The organism is Undibacterium sp. 14-3-2 (assembly GCF_016595265.1).
Lineage (GTDB): Bacteria > Pseudomonadota > Gammaproteobacteria > Burkholderiales > Burkholderiaceae_D > Undibacterium > Undibacterium aquatile.
In genome coordinates, this window is sequence record NZ_JAENGS010000002.1 from 16,072 (window position 1) to 35,176 (window position 19,105).

18 protein-coding genes and 1 pseudogene are annotated in these 19,105 nt (G+C 43.0%); 13 read left to right on the forward strand and 6 right to left on the reverse strand.

Annotation, left to right across the window (positions count from 1 at the left end; all coding sequences use genetic code 11):
• Position 1: 1 nt before the first annotated feature.
• The 4 genes from Undi14_RS04605 to Undi14_RS04620 form a co-directional block, all read right to left on the reverse strand.
• Positions 2-937 carry a hydrolase or metal-binding protein gene (locus Undi14_RS04605; RefSeq protein WP_200178290.1) on the reverse strand — a complete coding sequence of 312 codons (936 nt, stop codon included), beginning with the start codon at positions 935-937 and terminating at the stop codon, positions 2-4.
• 143 nt (positions 938-1,080) lie between these two features.
• Positions 1,081-2,097: a YqaJ viral recombinase family protein gene (locus Undi14_RS04610; protein WP_200178291.1), complete on the reverse strand. Its 1,017-nt coding sequence runs from the start codon at positions 2,095-2,097 to the stop codon at positions 1,081-1,083.
• A 138-nt stretch (positions 2,098-2,235) separates the two neighbouring features.
• Entirely contained in the window at positions 2,236-3,195 is a 960-nt protein-coding gene (locus Undi14_RS04615; protein WP_200178292.1) for a DUF932 domain-containing protein, read from the reverse strand.
• Between the two features lie 218 nt (positions 3,196-3,413).
• Positions 3,414-3,746 (reverse strand): hypothetical protein, encoded by a 333-nt coding sequence (locus Undi14_RS04620; RefSeq protein ID WP_200178294.1) that lies wholly within the window; start codon positions 3,744-3,746, stop codon positions 3,414-3,416.
• 311 nt (positions 3,747-4,057) lie between these two features.
• On the opposite strand from Undi14_RS04620, the gene Undi14_RS04625 reads away from it, so the two are divergent.
• The 8 genes and pseudogenes from Undi14_RS04625 (at position 4,058) to Undi14_RS04660 (ending at position 9,394) form a co-directional block, all read left to right on the forward strand.
• Positions 4,058-4,459 carry a biotin/lipoyl-binding protein gene (locus Undi14_RS04625; RefSeq protein ID WP_200178295.1) on the forward strand — a complete coding sequence of 134 codons (402 nt, stop codon included), beginning with the start codon at positions 4,058-4,060 and terminating at the stop codon, positions 4,457-4,459.
• Positions 4,460-4,606: 147 nt separating this feature from the next.
• Entirely contained in the window at positions 4,607-5,428 is an 822-nt protein-coding gene (locus tag Undi14_RS04630) for a hypothetical protein (protein ID WP_200178296.1), read from the forward strand.
• A gap of 22 nt (positions 5,429-5,450) precedes the next feature.
• Positions 5,451-5,834, forward strand: a pseudogene (locus Undi14_RS18150) (cysteine peptidase family C39 domain-containing protein); the annotation flags it as partial.
• Positions 5,835-5,942: 108 nt separating this feature from the next.
• On the forward strand, positions 5,943-6,281 hold the full coding sequence (locus tag Undi14_RS18155) for an ABC transporter transmembrane domain-containing protein (RefSeq protein ID WP_234030470.1): 339 nt from the start codon (positions 5,943-5,945) through the stop codon (positions 6,279-6,281).
• A gap of 572 nt (positions 6,282-6,853) precedes the next feature.
• The gene (locus Undi14_RS04645; protein ID WP_200178299.1) at positions 6,854-7,033 is read left to right on the forward strand and encodes a hypothetical protein; all 180 of its coding nucleotides are present in this window, start codon (positions 6,854-6,856) and stop codon (positions 7,031-7,033) included.
• A gap of 227 nt (positions 7,034-7,260) precedes the next feature.
• Positions 7,261-8,133 carry a CPBP family intramembrane glutamic endopeptidase gene (locus Undi14_RS04650; protein ID WP_200178300.1) on the forward strand — a complete coding sequence of 291 codons (873 nt, stop codon included), beginning with the start codon at positions 7,261-7,263 and terminating at the stop codon, positions 8,131-8,133.
• Between the two features lie 143 nt (positions 8,134-8,276).
• Positions 8,277-9,017 (forward strand): nucleotidyltransferase domain-containing protein, encoded by a 741-nt coding sequence (locus tag Undi14_RS04655; protein WP_200178301.1) that lies wholly within the window; start codon positions 8,277-8,279, stop codon positions 9,015-9,017.
• Between the two features lie 92 nt (positions 9,018-9,109).
• Complete coding sequence (locus Undi14_RS04660) at positions 9,110-9,394, forward strand: hypothetical protein (RefSeq protein ID WP_200178302.1); 285 nt, start codon at positions 9,110-9,112, stop codon at positions 9,392-9,394.
• On the opposite strand, the gene Undi14_RS04665 is transcribed toward Undi14_RS04660, so the two are convergent.
• A protein-coding gene (locus Undi14_RS04665; protein ID WP_200178303.1) for an IS3 family transposase occupies positions 9,380-10,485 on the reverse strand; the annotation gives its coding sequence in 2 pieces (ribosomal slippage) (positions 9,380-10,227 and positions 10,227-10,485; 1,107 coding nt in all). The genes Undi14_RS04660 and Undi14_RS04665 overlap by 15 nt on opposite strands.
• 140 nt (positions 10,486-10,625) lie before the next feature.
• Between Undi14_RS04665 and Undi14_RS04670 the strand changes: the two genes are divergently transcribed.
• The 3 genes from Undi14_RS04670 to Undi14_RS04680 are packed head-to-tail and all read left to right on the forward strand — an operon-like array spanning position 10,626 to position 15,255.
• The gene (locus Undi14_RS04670; RefSeq protein ID WP_370589888.1) at positions 10,626-11,648 is read left to right on the forward strand and encodes an HlyD family secretion protein; all 1,023 of its coding nucleotides are present in this window, start codon (positions 10,626-10,628) and stop codon (positions 11,646-11,648) included.
• Positions 11,645-13,801, forward strand: coding sequence for a peptidase domain-containing ABC transporter (locus Undi14_RS04675; RefSeq protein ID WP_200179195.1), 2,157 nt, complete (start codon positions 11,645-11,647; stop codon positions 13,799-13,801). Before Undi14_RS04670 ends, Undi14_RS04675 begins: the two co-directional genes overlap by 4 nt.
• Positions 13,798-15,255, forward strand: a complete 1,458-nt coding sequence (locus tag Undi14_RS04680; RefSeq protein ID WP_200178304.1) for a TolC family protein — start codon at positions 13,798-13,800, stop codon at positions 15,253-15,255. The genes Undi14_RS04675 and Undi14_RS04680 overlap by 4 nt, the downstream gene beginning before the upstream one ends.
• Positions 15,256-15,784: 529 nt before the next feature.
• Here the strand turns inward: Undi14_RS04680 and Undi14_RS04685 are convergent.
• Positions 15,785-17,002 (reverse strand): IS256 family transposase, encoded by a 1,218-nt coding sequence (locus Undi14_RS04685; protein ID WP_200179190.1) that lies wholly within the window; start codon positions 17,000-17,002, stop codon positions 15,785-15,787.
• Between the two features lie 159 nt (positions 17,003-17,161).
• On the opposite strand from Undi14_RS04685, the gene Undi14_RS04690 reads away from it, so the two are divergent.
• Both Undi14_RS04690 and Undi14_RS04695 read left to right on the forward strand, forming a co-directional pair.
• On the forward strand, positions 17,162-18,169 hold the full coding sequence (locus tag Undi14_RS04690; protein ID WP_200178310.1) for a nucleoid-associated protein: 1,008 nt from the start codon (positions 17,162-17,164) through the stop codon (positions 18,167-18,169).
• Complete coding sequence (locus Undi14_RS04695) at positions 18,166-19,104, forward strand: hypothetical protein (RefSeq protein WP_200178312.1); 939 nt, start codon at positions 18,166-18,168, stop codon at positions 19,102-19,104. Before Undi14_RS04690 ends, Undi14_RS04695 begins: the two co-directional genes overlap by 4 nt.
• Position 19,105 lies beyond the last annotated feature (1 nt).

Sequence of the window (19,105 nt, forward strand, 5' to 3'; positions counted from 1 at the left end):
ATTACGATGCCGACAACAGCGCTGCTTTTTTCTCCAGCTTCTCCATGAGATTGGGTTTGGTCGATGTGCTCGTCGCATTGGTCTTGTCAGCATGCGTGGTCAATGGCTCGCTGATGGATGGCGTCTCTGCCGCAGCTCCTGCAAAGAACTCCTCTACAATCTCTCCCGCATCTTCTTCGCTGTCTTCAAACGCCCCATTCGCAAATCCCTCCCGTACTGCCTGATCCAAGGCGTCCTGCATATAGCCGCCAGCTTGTCGTCGTTCATGAATTTGTTTGGCTGTGGCAATCGCTTCTTCCAGACTCATCCCTTCGCGTATGGTCAGATCCGCGTAATAGATGGCTGACCGGTGACTTTGCGTCGTACTTTTACCTCGTAAGCGTAATTCCAACGGTAAGCAGGCCAGCAGATTGCCGGAGACGGCCTGGTAATAATGCAGACGCGCCGTCAGGCAACGAATGCTGTTAAAGCCTGTCGTTCTAAAAATAAAGCTCCCGACATCATCTTCATCCCCAATTTGCACATTCAGCCGCCCATAGGGTTTGCAAGCCTGTCCCTTCGCCAGTTCGCAACTCTCCGGAGCCGGACAAGGCAGTGTTTGCATTCCATTTGCCGTGTAGCGTTTGCAGGTGTCGCCATTGCCGACGCAGAGCGGACGACCCGTCTGCCGATCGAACAGACTGTATTCCGCACGCAGGTTGATATCCGGATCGTTGAATAACACGCGAACCGGAATCGAACGCAATTTCCCATTCGCGGAAAGCTTGCGTAATTCCTCATCAAGGGGATGCGTCACCCAGCCATCCCGTCCTTGCACCTGTGAGGTAATGGTAAATTGATCGTCCTTCTCAGGAAGGCGTTTGCTATTTTTTTCGATCACTTTACCAATGGAAATCCGCCCCAGTACCGGCGGTGTAATGGCAAGTCCTTTAATCATGATTGCTCCTTCAAATAAAAAAAGCTGCGTTCTCTCAGAAGAAAGACGCAGCCCTTGGATTTATGGGTAGTGGTTTTTTGTTCGTCAATTCGTTGATGAATGCTTGTAGTGCCCACAGCGTTCCACATGGAGTAGCATGGACTTCACGTGGAAATCAGAAAGCGCCGACTTCCCGGCTTCGTCGTCGCGTACTGTCGTGGAATATCCGGCTGATCTTCGAGCAATCGCGCCATGTCAATGCCGTTGCTGTCTTTGGAACGTTTCCAGCTGATTTTGCCAGTCTCAAATAAAGCGATGCTGGCGTCACCCATGTGCTGTTGTAAGGTTTGTTTCAGTTGCGCTTCAATCGCTTCGCGGTTAGCGATATCGTCACGCACGGCAACCAGATCAGCAAAGACGGAAGACAAGTGTCTGTCTTCTTTAAAATCCACCACATTCCCTTTGTCCTGCGGATACAAGCAACGTAAGGCCGTCTCCGCAGAAGCAGAACCATCCGCCGGTGGTGGCGTATCCGTTTCCACGTAATGCCAGAACTGCCGTTCCAATTCAATCAGACGACGAATCAACACATCATCCCGTTCTATCCGATGAATACGGATCTCCTGACCACACACCAGGACACACACATCTGCTGCCGCTTTTCCTGTTACGGCTAACTGATGCTGAACCTGACACACGACATAGTCCGGCACACCATCACGCCACAACCGCGCACCGAACTCTCCGGCAGTTTTACATTCCAGAATCTGCACGTCCGCTGCCCCCATGACTTCCCGGTCGATGTTTGCCAGCATCCAGTTCTTGTCCGGGTCAGGATGCTGTAATACCGCATTGATCTTGCGTACCCGGTTACCAGTGCGACGTGTGTAATGCGCGGCTACAATCGGTTCCAATAAGGTGCCCCAATACATGGGACTATCTTCATCATTCGGATCGACTTGCGGTAAGGCCGCATCACGTCCGGTCTTGATCATCCATAATTCCAGTTGTGACTGATAAGGATTGAGTCCCACCGCCGTACCGGCATCACTACTACCGATGCCCCCTTTGCGTACTGCTAACCATTCATCGCGACTTAAATGATTGGTTTTGACTAACTTCAGCGCAGGACGCTGAGAAGTAAGCTGAGAACCATGCTGAATTTGCTGACTAAGAGACATGTCCGACTCCTTCAATTAAAAATGTACAGAAGTAAAAAAGCGCATGCCCATGCAATTCCACGGGCATAAAAGAACAGCCCGGGGCGTTAAATGTGACCTGGCTGTGATGAGATGGGAAAGAAGACACAAGAAACAAACTCAGGCAATCATCAGCAATGCCTGATCCAGTGCCTTCTGTTTCAAGGCCGCGCCCTGGCCGAACCAAGCGGACTCCAGACGGTGATCGGTGCTGCGGGCACGTCGTTCATGATCGACATACTCCGTCACTGAATTCAACAAACCAAAGGCGGTGGATTTCGAGGACGCCAGTTCAGCCCCTTTGCCTTGACCGTCATACAGTGCTTGTACTTTCTTGATCGCCCGTTCATTCGACAAGCCACCAGCGGTATGGCTCGCATCAGTAAATACCCGCAAGAAGTAATTCATCGCCTCATGTGACTTCACCTTACGTTCAGAGAGTGTCTTCATCCGATACATAAACGCATCCCATGACGCCACCGAAATACCGAGTTGCTTTTTGACTGCTTGGGCATCAAAGCTGGTGTTATGCGGCACCTTCACTGCACCAGCTCCATTGGTTAAAGCAATCGCCAGCGTGTTATTGCACACCACCCGGATACTGGTGAATTGCGCCGTTGTCGCCAGCGTACCGTCGCAGGCGGTTGCCAACAGCAGATACGCATTCACCACATCGTTGCCTTTCAGAGCAGACGATTGATTCGTTTTAGCCAGTGCCCAGACCTTGCGGCCTTCTTTCAAGACACCAGCGGTTTCCAACTCAAACCCAGAGATTTCCGTCAGATCGCGATAAAACTCCAGAATCTCCCGTGGCTGCACTACCTGATAACGGTTGGATACCACCGATAACGCCGCCTTGGTATCGGAACGGTACAGGACCTTTTGTTCAGGGAAAGACATGATTGCCCCGAGACTGCCGATGCTTTCAGTCATGAAACGCACTGGCGTTTCTTTGATGTCAAACGCCATCCCAGCTTGTTGTGCCCAGACTTCAATTGGTTGCTTTGCGGTGAGTTGATTGCCCAGACCATGCCAGGGAACTTGATTAACATAAGCCATTGATTCGACGAGATGTGCCATAAAACCTCCTGAGAGAAGAAATAAAGAAAGTAAATAAAAGAGAATTGAAAAACGGGAAAAACCAGAAAACTAAAAAGCCAAAAATCGGAAAACTAAAATCCGCGCACAAAAAAGCCACCCGGCACAAACCAAATGGCGTGAACGATTGAGTGAGATGAAACGGAAAAACGAGGGGAAAAAGACGGAAAAGAGAAAAGAACGACGAAGGGAAAGAGAATTTAATTGCGCGGCATACTGAAGGTATAACCACACTCCAGACATGCATGGTTATCGAACAAAACACCATCGAATGATTCACCGATCTTGGCACCGGCGACACAACCGGTCGAGCCGCCGATGAGTCCACCAAAAATAGCACCGGCCAGACCACCGATCAGCATGCCTGCAGGACCGGCAAAGGTACCCATACTGGCACCGACTTCAGCACCGGCAGTGGCACCAGAGACACCGGCAACGGTACCAGCAACCGTACCGATGGCACTGCCAGTTCTTTTACCAGTGTGTTTCACAGCAATGCGTGCAGAGTCGCAATGGGGACAACGATAGTTCATGGGAATTACCTCTTAGTTGAGATGAAGAAATCGGCTGAAAAAACCGAGTCACTAAGCGGGATTTGCTTGGTCACATACTGGTGATATATGTTTGAAAAATTTTGGAATGCGTTCTTGTTTTGGGAGGGGGGCTGAGATGGGTAGGTGATGGGGGGGGCATGCTGAAAAAAAATAATAGGATGTCGTTAATTTTTTTTCACAGGAATTATTCTTGGTTTTAAAAAATTAACTATATTTAACAATGCAATTAAATTGTAATTATTTTAATGTAAATTACTAATGATAACTTTTATAAGAGAAGAAGGTTGGAGATGTCGCAACAAGCCGTTCAGACGATCAGTTCGTTATTTCGTACTGAAGTCGCCGCAGCACAAAGCCAGCAATGGATGGGAGCAATTCGTTTAGCGCAACCGCTATCGACATGGCTGATCGCACTCGTCGCAGTAGTCGTCACTCTTGCCTTAATTGCTTATATCACCCTCGGCAGTATTACAAAAAAAGCGCGTATCACTGGTCTAACCTTGCCCGCCTCAGGCAGTGTCAGCGTGATCGCACCGACTACTGGCATTCTCCAAAAGGTGTTAGTCAAAGAGGGGCAGAGCGTACATGCAGGCCAGCCGTTGTTTGAACTTTCGACCGAACGGCATGGCGATCAAGGTGAAAGCCGCACTGATCGCCCAGCAATTCGTAGACTGCGCAAATTATCTGGTTAATGGCCTCGATACAAGATGCGATTTTGTAGGAAGTGAGCCAAATGTCCATGATCCCAACCACACTCCTATTGAGAAAACGCTACAAACAACAAATGATAGATTCAATGCTATTTAGTCATTATCGAAATCAATTTATGAAATTTGCAAATGAAAACACTGCATAAATTATTGTTATTTGTCTTGAGTTTCTTTCTTTCCAATGTTCAAGCTCAGAATTTGGACATGAAGTTTTGGAAGAAAAACGATAGCACCTTAATTGCTTTTGGAATGATAACCGAGCAAAGTTTAAATACATTAAAAAAGGAAGATTTACAAAATATAAAAGAGTTTATCGTTACATCAAGTGGCGGTGAAGTGCATGCTGCAGCTGAAATTGGATTGATTATATTTGAGCACAATATCAAGGTTATCGTGAGTGATTATTGCTTTTCCGCATGCGCAAATTGGATTTTTCTTCCGGCGAAACAGAAGGCTCTCTTATCCAATGCCGCACTAGGATTTCATGCGGACATTACGTCACAATTTGACCTTGTCCGAACGGAGTTGCGAATTTCTCATGGAGATCCAGAAAAAAATCCTTTTCTTATAGGGGAAAAGTCAGCGAAATCACTATTCGCGAAAGCAAGAATATCTCCAACTATCTATCGTGAAATGGCGAGTAAAACATCTTTTGCGCCGCCGTCTATCATCATGTCGGTTAAAACTGAGCAAGGGCAGGTAGAAGAATACGAATTAACGGGTAATGAAGAAAATGATTTAAACCTATATTCAAAATATGAAAAGGCAACAGTTATTTCGTACCACTGGAAAGGACGAATAGAAAACGCTTATTGGTTTCCGTCAAAAGCCGAACTCATGGCTTTCAATGTATCCGGAATTCAAGAATATTATTTTCCTGCGAATTTTAAAGAAGTTGAAAATTTAGAAAAAACTTACGGAATTCATTTGATAGGCGAATGGGAAAAATAATCATCTTTATATAATCGATAAAATGTCCCCCGTCCTCCAAACCGAATCCAGCGAATGCGGTCTCGCTTGTCTGGCGATGATCGCTTCGCATTATGGGTACCATACTGATCTCACGGATTTGCGCCGCCAGTTTGCGATCAGCCTCAAAGGGGCGACGCTGGCGCAGTTGATGCGCCATGCGTCGGCATTGCATTTTTCAACCCGTCTTTTGCGCTTGGAATTGGATGAGTTGCCTGAATTGCAATTGCCGTGAATTTTGCACTGGAATCTGAATCACTTCGTTGTCTTAAAAAAAGTAGCCAAAAACTGGCAAGGCAAGCTTGCACTCATATTGCTTGATCCTGCAGTGGGTGAGCGACGGGTCTCGCTAGACGAAGCATCAGAGCATTTTACTGACGTTGCCCTGGGATTATTTCCCAGTACGGCATTCGCCGCTAAAGACGAGCGCAAACGGATTGCGATTCGCGATCTGACGGGTCACATCGTCGGCCTGCGCCCTGCAATTGTGCAAGTCATGTTGCTGGCGCTGGAAGTTTTTGCAATCTGCTCACCCTTGTTTAATCAATTCGTCATCGACGAAGTCATCGTCAGTGGCGATAAAGAGTTGCTGACGGTGCTGGTATTTGGCTTTGTCTTACTAATGATCACTCAGACAGTGATCAGCTTGGCGCGCTCGTGGTTTCTGATGTGCTGGAGTATGGATATCAGCTTGCAATGGAGTGCGCGTGTATTTGCCCATCTCACGCATTTACCTGTTTCTTTTTTTGAGAAGCGTCACCTTGGTGATGTGGTGTCGCGCTTCGGCAGTATGCTGACCAGCCTGTACGTTGAAAGTGTGCTGGAGATGCCTTAACGGCAATCTAATGTTGCGACGATCGGTTGAATTAGATAATTGGTCAGAGTGATACAGCACGACAAGAGCTCGTCCTAGACGAAAGACGTCTATTAGCAAGGCCAGCCGGGCAGGTCTCGCTCAATTCAAAGATCTGTAGGACAAAAATTCTTTCTGTCAATATTCGGCGCGCGTCAATATATTAAGTTTTCCAATCGAAGGGGGGTAGATTAGTGCTAATAGAGCAAAAATCAGATTGTGGCCTATTATTTAAATTTTTACTTAATTACTTCCCAGAGTATAAAGTTGGCATAAATAGCTGCTATTACGTATTTCTGAATAAGCATTTTTTATTTTCTGCTGCAGAAATTTTGCAAGATTATGTGGGTGAGTCGGCACTATCATTTGTTTCTATATAAAGAAATACTAATTGTTAGTGATGTTAAAAAACAATTGACTTTTAATTCAGTTGATAAATTGTGAAGATCATTTTACAATTTCCTGGCAAAGCTACTTTTTAACAATACGGACGTACTAGCAGCCTTGCGCATTAAAACAAGTTGGGTGTGTTAACGTATTAAAAAGGAAATTTTATGGCTATTAGTGAATTGAGTTTCAATCAAATTAAAAATGTTAGCGGTGCTGATGCAGCTGCCACACGTTTACCTGGTCAAAACAGCTGGGGTCAATGGAATGATCCAGAGGCGGAGATTTCGTATAGGTGTAGCCAGGGGCAGTGGCTTTATTGCATTTATTTTGCGCTAGATCACTGATGTAAGTGACGATTAAGTTTTTCAAATTATGCACATAACTTGAAAATTTACCAAGATCCACAATAAGGTTAATGTATCAAATTGTGGATCTTAAAAGACTACTTAAAGTCTCTTTAAAAACTGGAAAGTGCTCCGCTGATTTCGCTTAAATCGTCGGTTAATGGATTTTTAATTATAGAGTTCTCTGCACAGTTTCGTTTATATGATAGGTGCCTCAGGGTAAGTTGATGCTAAATTCAGAAATAAAAAAGCAAGATGCATATTTTTCGGCAGTAAAGATCGAAACATCTAAAGTAAAACTATGGATTTTTATTCGAATAGCATTGGCAATCTATTTTTGTGGTTTTGTTAACTATAAAATCACAAACTACATTATAGAGTTATTGTTTAAAAATAGTCTATTTGATCAAATTGCTCAATATTTTTTACACGCATGTTTTTCGTTTCTAGCAATACTCATTTTATTTCCTCGAAAACTTCGCGGGGAATTGTACGTAAAAGAAAGAAGAGAATTCCGCTTTGGTGTCTTGTTGGCAATTGGATTCCCTCTATGCTTGATTATCCCTACTGCTGGTTTGCATTTATATTTTGGTGCTAACTTGTCCTTAGTCTTACCTTCCATTGTAAATATTATTTCAATTACTTTACTTTCTATTGCGGCTGCACTCGAAGAAGAGCTAGTTTGTAGGTTTTTACTTTTTGATAGATTGTCACGAGTTTTGGGCGTTGCGATATCTGTTGTCATTCAACTTATCTTTTTTGTTGTGCTGCATTACTCTCAGCCTCACATGTCTCTTTCAAGACAGATAATGTTGTCGGTTACATCGCTTTTACTCGTAGCTCTCTACAGGAGAACTCGATCTCTCTTGGTAGTAATGGCGATGCATTTCTCATATGATTTTTTCTTAACAATTTTCTTTGGAGGATTCCTTGGATATACACATTTTGTTGGATTTGTTTCAAATACTCTTTTGGGAGAAAAATATTCAAATTACCTCAAACTTGTAACGGCAACTTTGTTTATCGGTTACCTGATTATAACTACTAAAAGTGCAGGAAACAAAGATGGTAATAATGTACACAATATTACTCAAGTGTGAAATTTACCGATTAAAAAATAGTTGAGGAAATGCCTGGAGCTACGGGCAAGAAATAATTTTATTTATATCGTTACGTGGAAAATACAAATCTGCGATTTAAGAGCTTTATTTAAACTCATTATTTATGAATTATTGGAAAACGTATGGAATGCAAAATTAACTCAGAAATAATTGCGGTTAGCAAAGAGTTTGTCACACAATTTTATGGTGATAGTTCGTTTTTCTTTATTTTTGGTTCCCATACTAGACAAGAGCAGTGTAGTGACTCAGACATAGATTTGCTCATCGTATATGACGCCGCGATTCAGCCAATTCATGAAAAACGATTGTTCATGGGGCATCATGTAGACGTTTTGCTGTTTGATGTTGAGACATTGAATGGCGCCCTTCACAACGCAAGAATTAGTGGTGAATTCGCGCTATTAGATGCTGTTGGAGAAGGCGTTGTATTTCCATCTGAAAATAGTATCTCTGCGCAATTAAGGGTTGTTGCAGAGCGAATTAGAAACGCTGGATATCTTTCTAAGAGTGCTCCAAGTTACAGAGTTTCAGTTACGAACTTCCTCAGAGATATTGACAGAAACATGACTTCAGAAGATAAAAAAATTTTAGCTATTGAGCTATATCGAGTAATTGTTCGTATTTTTTTAATTGCTGGAGGGGCTGGTATTTGTTCGGGGAAAGCTATCTCAAAAAATTTGAGAAAAATTGATGTAGAACTTTATATTCGATTAGATGATGCGCTTACCACAGCAATTTGCGGTGATACAACTCATTTGATCAAGCTTGCACACGAGGCACTTTCTCTTCTTGGTGGCCCCTTAAGAGATGGCTTTAAGTTGCAACTTCCAGATTCTCCACGTATGCCATTGCCAGTAATTTAGAAAAAAGGTTTTTATTTACTAGGCTTATTCAAATTTCCAGTGCGACAAAATTTATTGCGCAATTGAATTTTGCGCTTACTGGAACTAGCAATTTGAAAAGAGCGGAATTATTTATCCCTTATCATTCAAGAGGATCTGATTCCAAGGATAGATTAAATAGCTTGAATGATGGAAGTATGGGTATTTTTCGAGAAGAAGCAATCTCTGCACAGCAAACAAAATGGCTAAGTGATGTCATTTTAGTTCGACCGATTTCATTTACAGTTGGAGTAGCATTTTCTGTTGCAGTTGCTTCTGTCATTTGTTTGTTTCTGATTTTTGGAACCTATACGAAGCATAGTACGGTTGACCTGCTCCCCAATTTAGTCCGGAACTGACATAGAGTCTGCGGTTAAAAAACTATCTGCAAATTGATTTGGTGTCAGATAACCAAGTGAGCTGTGCGGACGCTCTTCGTTATATTCCTGACGCCAAGCTGCAATGACTTCTCTTGCGTGACGCATTGATAAGAACCAATGCTCATTCAAACATTCATCCCGAAACTTGCCGTTAAAACTTTCAATGTAGGCGTTCTGCTGAGGCTTGCCCGGTTCGATGAAGCGTAATTGAAGCTGCTTCCGGTACGCCCATTCATCAAGTACTTTGCTAATAAATTCAGGCCCGTTATCTACAGTCACCGATCTTGGCAATCCTCGACTTTCTGCAAGCCGTTCTAAAACAGTAACAACACGACGTCCAGGTAGCGATGTATCTACTTCTATTGCCAAACATTGTTTTGTGAAGTCATCAACGATATTCAAACAGCGTAGCCTACGCCCGTCAATAAATCCGTCCGAGACAAAGTCCATTGACCAACTTTGATTCGGTGCTAGAGCTATTACTTTCGGCTGTCGTTCAACGCCTGCAATTCGTTTGCGTTTTCGCCTACGTACCATCAGGCCAGCATCATGATAGACCCGATAGGTACGTTTGTGATTAATCAACCAGCCTTCGCGACACAACAACACATGCAGGCGTCGATAGCCATAGCGGCGCTTTTGGCCGGCGAGCTCAGTCAATCGTTTGGACAACTCCTCGTCTCTCGGGCGAGTCGATTCATATCGATACAACGACCTGGAAATACCGATCAGCCCACAAGCACGCGTGACGCCTAATCCGTGAGTTGCCATGACATAGGAAACAGCGTCGCGTCTGGCTTGTGGGCTTACCACTTTCGGCCAACAACATCCTTGAGTGCAGCGTTATCGAGCATCGTTTCCGCCAATAACCGCTTTAGCCGGGCATTCTCAGCCTCCAGTGTCTTGAGCCGCTGCGCTTCTGAGACCGTCATCCCGCCGAATTTCGCCTTCCAGTTGTAATAAGTCGCATCGCTGATTCCGTGTTTACGGCAAATCTCTGCCACTTTCACACCGGTTTCTGCTTCTTTTAAGACACTAATGATTTGCTCTTCCGTGAATCGATTCTTCATGTTTGCCTCCATCAGGGCAAACTCTACATTATTACCGTACTAAACTCGGGGAGCAGGTCACGGTAAGTGGACAGTTACTACCAGACACTGGATTAATAAAACTTTATTCTCCTCAAGCAGGAATCGTAATTAAGAGATTCGTGAAAGAAGGACAGGCAGTTTTTGCAGGAGATATTCTTTATATCGTTTCAATTGATCGAGAAAGTAGCACTATAGGTGCGACCCAAAAATCTATCAGCAATCAAGTAGCAAAACGTCAAAAAAGTTTACAAGACGAAATTCTAAGTACACGTCTTTTACAAAAACAAGACATGGTGGTTCGTTTAAATAAAATGAATGGACTGAAGCAAGAACTTGCAAAGTTGAATGATTTAATCGTTGATCAAAAAAATCGAGTTGATTTTGCAAACACTACGCTCAATCGTTACACCGATCTCTTAAAGCTAAATTATATTTCCGTAGAGCAACAGCAGCAAAAGCAAGAGGAGTTATTAGATCAGAAAAATAAACTCCAATCTTTGGAGAGAGATCGAATTACTGTTGAACGTAATTTACTCGAAGAACAAGATAATCTTGCAGGAAATACCTTTAAGCAAAGGAATGATCTCCTGCAAATTGAAAGAGCATTAGCTAGCACCGATCAAGAGCTTACCGAAAGCGAAGCTAAAAGAACCATTCAGATTACTGCGCCTGAATCTGGAACTGTTACTGCCATCGTTGCAGAAGTTGGTCAATCAGTTGAAACGACCCGACCAATGGCAAGTATTGTTCCTACAAACGCTATTTTTGTTGCTGAACTTTATGCTCCTAGCCGTTCGATTGGTTTCGTAAGGCATGGTGATGAAGTTTTGATTAGATACCAAGCATTTCCATATCAAAAATTCGGTCATCACGTGGGAAGAGTCGAGTCTGTTTCTAAGACGGCTTTGCTTGGAAGCGAATTAAATGCTGTAACAACGATGGCTAATGGGGACGTCACGAGCAGTCCAACTGAACCGATGTACCGAGTGATAGTGAAATTAGAATCACAGAAAATTTTGGCTTATGGAAGCTACCAAAAATTACAAACTGGAATGCTTCTCGACGCAGATATACGTCAAGAAACGCTTTATCTCTACGAATGGGTGTTAGATCCCTTATACACCTTAACGGGGAAAATATAATTATGCTAGACAGGCTTTCATTTGGATTAATAAGAAAAGTACCAGTCATCTTGCAAACTGAAGTGTCAGAATGTGGTCTTGCTAGTATATGTATGGTGTCAGGTTATCACGGCTACCATGTTGACCTTCAAGGGCTTAGGTGTCGATTCCAATTGTCATTGAAGGGAGCAAATTTACAATCTCTGATAAAAATTGCTGACTGTATCAATTTGACCACTCGAGCGGTTTCGCTTGATATTGATGATTTAGATAAATTGAAATTACCATGTATTTTGCATTGGAATTTTAATCATTTTGTTGTACTGACTGATGTAAGCGCCAACTCTGTTTCGATCATTGATCCTGCTTGCGGTCATCGCAAACTTTCTTTAACGAATGTCTCAAAGTCGTTTACTGGCGTAGCACTTGAATTGTGGCCAAATTCGAATTTCAAAGAAGTCAACGAAACGAAACCTCTTAAATTGCGATCATTGATGGGTAGAGTGACTGGATTATTTAGATCGTTCAGTCAAATTTTTTTACTTTCTCTTGTATTGGAAGTTTTTAACTTAGTAAATCCGTTTTACTTGCAATGGGTCATTGATAACGTTCTAGTGTCAGCAGATCAAAATTTGTTGACGACGCTTGCAATTGGATTTGGATTGCTTATGTTAATTCAACAGTGTGTTGAATTATTCCGTGGTTGGATCTTGATGTATGCTGGAACATCGCTAAATGTCCAATGGCAAGCAAATGTGTTTGCGCATTTACTAAAACTACCCATTGGGTATTTTGAAAAACGTCATCTAGGTGATCTTGTTTCAAGATTCAATACCGTGGGAGTTATTCAACAAACCTTAACCACTTCGTTCATTGCGGCCATATTAGATGGTTTGATGTCAGTTGTGACATTGGTACTCATGTTCGTCTACAGCCCAACTTTAGCTTGGATAGCCGTTGGTGCTATGGTTCTCTATGCGCTAAGTCGTTTTGCATGGTACGCACCTCTAAGGGCTTCTACTGCAGAACAGATTATTCACTCTGCTAAGCAGCAAAGTCATTTTCTGGAATCCATGCGTGGCGTAAAAACAATTAAACTATTTAATCGACAAGATGAGCGTCGATCCAGTTGGATTAGCTTACTCGTTAATCAAATTAATGCGAATCTCAGAACGCAAAAACTTGGATTGTTTTATAAATTTATGAACGGCGCTTTATTTGGCCTAGAAAACATATTGATAGTTTGGTTTGGCGCTAAATTTGTCATGAGTGGAAATTTCACGGTGGGTGCATTAATTGCCTTTAATTCATATAAAGGCCAATTTGATGCAAGAGTGAGTTCATTAATCGATAAATTTTTTGAAGTAAGGATGTTGCAATTGCAAGGCGAGCGTTTGGCCGATGTTGTGTTGACGGATCCAGAACAGACTTCCGGTAATTTGCTTGAAAACGATATTCAATTGACTTCCACAACGATACAAGTAAAAAATCTAAGATTTAAGTATTCAGATCAGGAGCCATATGTTATCGACGATATTTCTTTCGACATTAATGATGGAGAATCAGTTGCAATTGTAGGTCCATCCGGTGGTGGAAAAACTACCCTTGTTAATATCCTGCTTGGCATTCTTGCTCCTAACAAAGGTGAAATTCTCATTGGAGGAAAAAGCATCAACCGAATACCGATAAATTCATTACGAAATATGATTGGTACAGTACTTCAAGATGATGTTCTTTTCGCAGGCTCTATTATTGATAACATTAGCTTCTTTGCGCAGCCTATCGATCAACAATGGGTTGAACAGTGTGCTCAGCTAGCCGCAATTCACGATGATATCGTCGGAATGCCGATGGGGTACAACACGTTAGTTGGTGATATGGGTACCGTTCTATCTGGTGGTCAAAAGCAGCGTATTTTACTCGCTAGGGCACTATATAAAAGACCAAAAATTCTGTTTCTTGACGAGGCCACAAGTCACTTGGATATTGAGCGGGAACGTATTGTCAATAAATCGATAAAATCCCTGAACATTACAAGAGTGATCGTGGCGCATAGACCAGAAACGATTAGGTCAGCAGATCGGATTATGTCAATTATTAATGGGAAATTGCACATTTCAATTTCCAAGGGTAAAGGGGATGAGAATTTGGCTACTATGGATGCTCCGGCATGAAGATTTTATTCTGCGGACGACATCTCCAGAGAATTGCGACTCACTCATGTCTGGTTGGCGTTCTTTGTAGCGCATGGGGGAGCAGTGTTTTAGCCGGCAGTTTCTTTGATGACCCTTTTGGTACGAGTAAAGCTGTTCCGAGCTATTCATCACGTTTAACTTTTTCGCACAAAAATGGATGTAACTTTGAACAACCACTACCGAAACCCTTGGAGTTAATTGATGCACTCGAACGTTCTCTTTGTCAAAATCCTCAAACCCTACAAACTTGGGCCGCGATAAAACAGCAGGCTGCAGCCATAGGGGTGCAGAATGCGGCATACCTGCCTACTGCAAGCGTTACTGGCAATTGGGCAGATGCGAGTAAATATATAAATTCCCCAGGATATGCGCAACATGACTATGGTTTTACTACCCATAGTACAGATTTGAATCTCAATATAAATTGGGTCTTGTACGATTTTGGTCTTCGTTCATCTAACTTAGAAAATGCAAAACAACTTTTTAATGCCGCACTTGCATCTCATGATGTTGAGCTGCTAACAGTGTTTCAAGATGCGATGCAGAATTATTGTCAGGCACAAGCGAACGAAGCTCTATTAGCTGCAACAATAGATGCCGAGCATAGTGCCGAAGAAAATTTTCGTGCGGCAGATGCGAAATATAAAATTGGCGTAGGTACACTGGCTGATAAATTGCAGGCTCAAACGTCTTTAGCGCAGGCGACTCTGAAACGCTCGCAAGCATCAAGTAATTTGCAAAATTCGATTGGTGCCCTTGCAATGTCGATGGGATATAAACCCAATATCGTGATTAATTTACCTGCGTTGGAAGATAAAGTCCCGAATATAAATTCGATTGTGAAATCGATTGACGTTTTAATCGATGATGCGATACGAATGCATCCAAAAATTTTGACTGCTAAAGCTCAAATCTTAGCCGCAAGATCTGAGTATGACACCGCTGTTGCGATAAACCGACCAACGATTTCGCTTTTTACATCGTTAGAGCGTAGTGGCGCACCTATAGTACAAGTATCAGCGGGTGAAGTAATTAAGACACGCAATATAGGAATTCAAATTAGCGTCCCTATTTTTGATGGCTTTAGCAGTAAATACAAATCAAGAGCGGCACAAGCTAAGATAGAATTTGCCCAGTATGAACTTAAAGGTGCTGAGCAGAAAGTAGCAAACGAAGTTTGGGTAAATTATCAAAATTTTCTTGCTGAATTAAGTAACTTAGAAACGACCGAAATTCTAATTCAAAGTGCTACACAATCATTCGAGGTGAGTAAAGGTCGCTATAAAGCTGGCATCGGAAATATCCTTGAATTATTAAAGGCACAAAGTGACTTAAGTGATGCCAAACAACAGCGAATCCTTGCTTTGGCGAAATGGAAAATAGCTCGATATAACCTAGCAATAAGTTTGGGGGCGTTGCCTGAAATTTACTAGGTAATCCTTCCACCAAAAAGACAAATTTAAAAGTAGAATTTTCTTAAATGAGATTTTGAGGGAGGTTTACATGTGCTTCACAGTAATGCGCGCAGAGTCGCATTTGGGACAACGATAGTTCATGGGAATTACCTCTTAGTTGAGATGAAGAAATCGGCTGACAAAAACCGAGTCACTAAGCGGGATTTGCTTGGTCACATATGGGTGATATATGTTTGAAAAATTTTGGAATGCCATTCTGGTACCCGAATATGGCTGTCAGAATGAGGGTATAACAACAATTCAAACATTCAAGATTACTCAACAATGCGCCATAAAATGATTCGCCGATCTTCGCACCGATAACGACATAGACAAAGCCAAAGACTAACCTGTAAGACTGTTCGCTAAACGGTAACGGCCTAAGGCAATCATCATTAATATTGAGCCACCTTCTAAGAGTCATAGTGTTATTGACAATCTTCAGCTAATTTGCAATATTGTTAAAATTGAGCCTGTAAGAAATTCTGTGTAAATGCCACGGAACAAGTCAGTGATCGTATTTTTGAATGCGATCACCAAACTCAATCATAAAACGATTTAAGGCCATACGCCAATTGTGAATCGGCATGGTCCATTTCTTTGCAGCCTGAGAGATGGCAAGATAGACTACTTTCATGGCTGATTCATCGCTTGGAAATAGCTTTCTGCGCTTGGTTGCCGAACGGATGACGCTGTTAAGTGACTCAATCGCATTGGTCGTGTAGATCGCTTTGCGTATTTCTGGGGGATACTCAAATAGCGTGCGCAGATTGACCCAGTGTGTCGTCCATGATTTGGCAATTTGCGGATATTGTTCACTCCATTGCTGGCCAAAGCGCTCTAATTCAGTCAATGCTTGATCCTCAGTCGTGGCTTGATAAATTCGCTTGAGATCAGCAGTAACAGCCTTGTAGTCCTTCCACGACACATACTTCAAGCTGTTGCGCACCATGTGGACGATGCATAGCTGAATGCGGGTTTCTGGGTATTCGGCGGCAATCGCTTCAGGGAAACCTTTAAGGCCATCGACGCAAGCGATTAGAATATCTTGCACGCCACGATTTTTTAGTTCAGTCAGCACGGATAGCCAGAACTTCGCTCCCTCATTATCGGACATCCACAGACCGAGTAGCTCTTTCTTACCCTCCATATTCACGCCAAGCGCCAAGTAGATCGCCTTGTTGATGACGCGCATGTTGTCGCGAATTTTAATGACGATACAATCCAAATAGACGATCGAATAAATGGGATCGAGTGGACGCGATTGCCATTGTGTGATTTGCTCTAGAACTCGATCCGTGACCTTGGAAATCAATGTAGGCGAGACGTCTGCATCGTACATTTCTTTAAAAGTCTGCACAATTTCGCGGGTCGATAGTCCCTTGGCGTACAGCGTCAGAATTTGATCGTCCATCGCCGTTAAGCGCGTTTGTCCTTTGCGCAAGAGCTGCGGCTCGAAGCTACCGTCACGGTCTCGTGGCGTGAGAATTTCTACTTCTCCATGCGTACCTTTGAGACGTTTTGCGGTACTGCCATTGCGTGTATTTCCTCGCCCTGGCTTGCTATCCGAATGCTTCTCGTAACCCAAATGTTCAGTGAGTTCGGCATTTAAGGCGGTTTCTACAGTGAGCTTGACCAGCTCCCTCGACAGCATATTCAGATCTGCTTCCGTCTTGATGTCCTTGGCAAGCTCTTTTGCCAAAGCTTTCAGTTTTTCTCTATCCATTAAAATGTCCATCGGTAATTCCTCGCTCGAGAGGTTAATAGACCGTGGACATTTACACAAATTTATTTACAGGCTCTTAAAATTTCGCACACATATGTCGGACTCGCTCATTCTGAGTCCACTTCCCCCCTACTTTATTTATCTGATTTGGAACAATCGATGGACATAGGTCTCGCTAAGCTGGACAAGCTCGTTGCGCATCATGTTGGCAACAAGATTCGCGACGAGGGAATCGTCTTATCCAATTCGGAGCCAATTATTACCCCTAGTATTTCGGCTATTATTCTTAAGGATTACTTGGGCGGGATAAAAAGCAATTCTAAAGATTTTTCTTTCTATCATGAATCAGATGTTAACCTGAACGAAATTCTCGTCTATGTTAAGGAAATATTCAAAAACGAGGGAAGCTTTTTCCGTGAGTCAGAAAAAATAGCAAAGCATCTATACAGCAAGACGACCCATCCCAACATAGCTGGTGGCGACCTTTTCGTAATGCTGTTCTCAGGAATAACAATCGACACTAAGGTCACGCGAGCCATAGGCATATTCAAAGTTGAATCAAAAGAAAAGTATCTTTCAATTAGAAACGAGAATGGCTTGTTAGTCCTGCAAGATAACGAAGGTATTGACCCTAGGGAAATTCAAAAAGCCGCGCTTGTCATCGAGGATGGTTTCCACGTTCTCGCTGCGGAACGAGGGAACGCTACTACCGCTTATTGGATTAACGACTTCTTGAAAACAAAACCTATTGCTACTGCGAAATCTTCCGCTCAATACATAGGCAAAATCGTAAAGACAACCGTCCAAGAAATATTGGAGCCTGCCAAGGTATCAGAGTACCGAGATGAATTCAATGCATTATTAGCTTCCGAAGAACCTACCGTAGAAAAGCTATTTAAGATAAACAGCAGATTCATAGGAGATACGCGCTCCGAGGAAATTATCGAAGCCACCTCCTCATCAACCGGGCTAAGGCTCGATAGTAGTTCGATATTGAATCAGAAAACTATACAGAACGCGACAAAATCTGCATTCAGAAAAATCAGACTCTACCCTGGTATTGACTTGCTTATAAGCGGAAAGAATGCGCTGCAGTCAGTCCAAAAAGAAATATCGAAAGACGGACGGTATCTAACAATAACCATCGACATGGGAGATAATCAATGAGCGGGGAAGACTCTAAGCGATCAGGCGAAATCGGAGAAACGTTAGCCAAAGCTTTCTTAGACCTTATAGGTTGGGGGCAAAGTCTGCAGTCCGTTTCGATCAATTGCAATGACCTAAACCATAAAACCGCATCGGATAATCAGAAACGCTCGCACGGCGACGACCTCGTATTTATTTACAACAACCCGTTTTACGATAGCAGGACAGATGTCGTTCATATTTCCGTAAAGAACAACTTAAATGGATACGCAGAAAAGGAAAGCGACCTGAAGAGTAACTTCAAAAATCATCTAGAAGAAGTCAATGAAATAATTTCCTGTGCGCAATATGACTCTAGTCTGCTCAATCTGCTATCAAAATACAAAAGTAGAAAGCACAAGGAGCATTCGGGGCTTCTTATTTGGACTAGTTCTGAAAAGAAAACAGCTGATAAGGACATACTCTCCATCATAAAAAATGTAAAGTTGCAGGAAGAGAAATGCAACAAGAGCGTATATCTGGTGGATGGGGCGAGATACAAATTCATTCTCACCGCGATCACGCACATTAAGGCCGAAAGCGGTATCAAACACTTTGATTTTTTCTACCCCGAAACTGGTGGTCTAGTAAACCGCTTAGACGAGCGACACGGCGACATACTTCCGTTGGAGTTGATAGTGTCAGACATCATCCCAGTCAAGGCGCAGGCATTAGATAAGGAAATACTCTATCTGTACGTCAACCAAGCTTTCGAACAGGACTGCTACCGGCGAGTGCTCTCGCTAGCGCTTGGTTTCGCCGGCGCGTGGCCCCATGAAATTCGTATAGGATTCCCCGACTACAACGCAGCTCACCATGCCAATGATGTGATCGCGTCGGAACTTCCTTTCGTCGACAGGAAAAAGAAGTTCGTTCCCTTCTGCTTCAACCTTTCAAATTTAAACGCATTGGGATAAT

Excerpts from the sequence above, each read along its gene's own strand:
- Undi14_RS04605 (WP_200178290.1), bottom strand. The coding sequence starts at position 937 with ATGATTAAAGGACTTGCCATTACACCGCCGGTACTGGGGCGGATTTCC.
- Undi14_RS04610 (WP_200178291.1), bottom strand. The coding sequence starts at position 2,097 with ATGTCTCTTAGTCAGCAAATTCAGCATGGTTCTCAGCTTACTTCTCAG.
- Undi14_RS04615 (WP_200178292.1), bottom strand. The coding sequence starts at position 3,195 with ATGGCACATCTCGTCGAATCAATGGCTTATGTTAATCAAGTTCCCTGG.
- Undi14_RS04620 (WP_200178294.1), bottom strand. The coding sequence starts at position 3,746 with ATGAACTATCGTTGTCCCCATTGCGACTCTGCACGCATTGCTGTGAAA.
- Undi14_RS04625 (WP_200178295.1), top strand. The coding sequence starts at position 4,058 with ATGTCGCAACAAGCCGTTCAGACGATCAGTTCGTTATTTCGTACTGAA.
- Undi14_RS04630 (WP_200178296.1), top strand. The coding sequence starts at position 4,607 with ATGAAAACACTGCATAAATTATTGTTATTTGTCTTGAGTTTCTTTCTT.
- Undi14_RS18155 (WP_234030470.1), top strand. The coding sequence starts at position 5,943 with ATGTTGCTGGCGCTGGAAGTTTTTGCAATCTGCTCACCCTTGTTTAAT.
- Undi14_RS04645 (WP_200178299.1), top strand. The coding sequence starts at position 6,854 with ATGGCTATTAGTGAATTGAGTTTCAATCAAATTAAAAATGTTAGCGGT.
- Undi14_RS04650 (WP_200178300.1), top strand. The coding sequence starts at position 7,261 with ATGCTAAATTCAGAAATAAAAAAGCAAGATGCATATTTTTCGGCAGTA.
- Undi14_RS04655 (WP_200178301.1), top strand. The coding sequence starts at position 8,277 with ATGGAATGCAAAATTAACTCAGAAATAATTGCGGTTAGCAAAGAGTTT.
- Undi14_RS04680 (WP_200178304.1), top strand. The coding sequence starts at position 13,798 with ATGAAGATTTTATTCTGCGGACGACATCTCCAGAGAATTGCGACTCAC.
- Undi14_RS04685 (WP_200179190.1), bottom strand. The coding sequence starts at position 17,002 with ATGGATAGAGAAAAACTGAAAGCTTTGGCAAAAGAGCTTGCCAAGGAC.
- Undi14_RS04690 (WP_200178310.1), top strand. The coding sequence starts at position 17,162 with ATGGACATAGGTCTCGCTAAGCTGGACAAGCTCGTTGCGCATCATGTT.
- Undi14_RS04695 (WP_200178312.1), top strand. The coding sequence starts at position 18,166 with ATGAGCGGGGAAGACTCTAAGCGATCAGGCGAAATCGGAGAAACGTTA.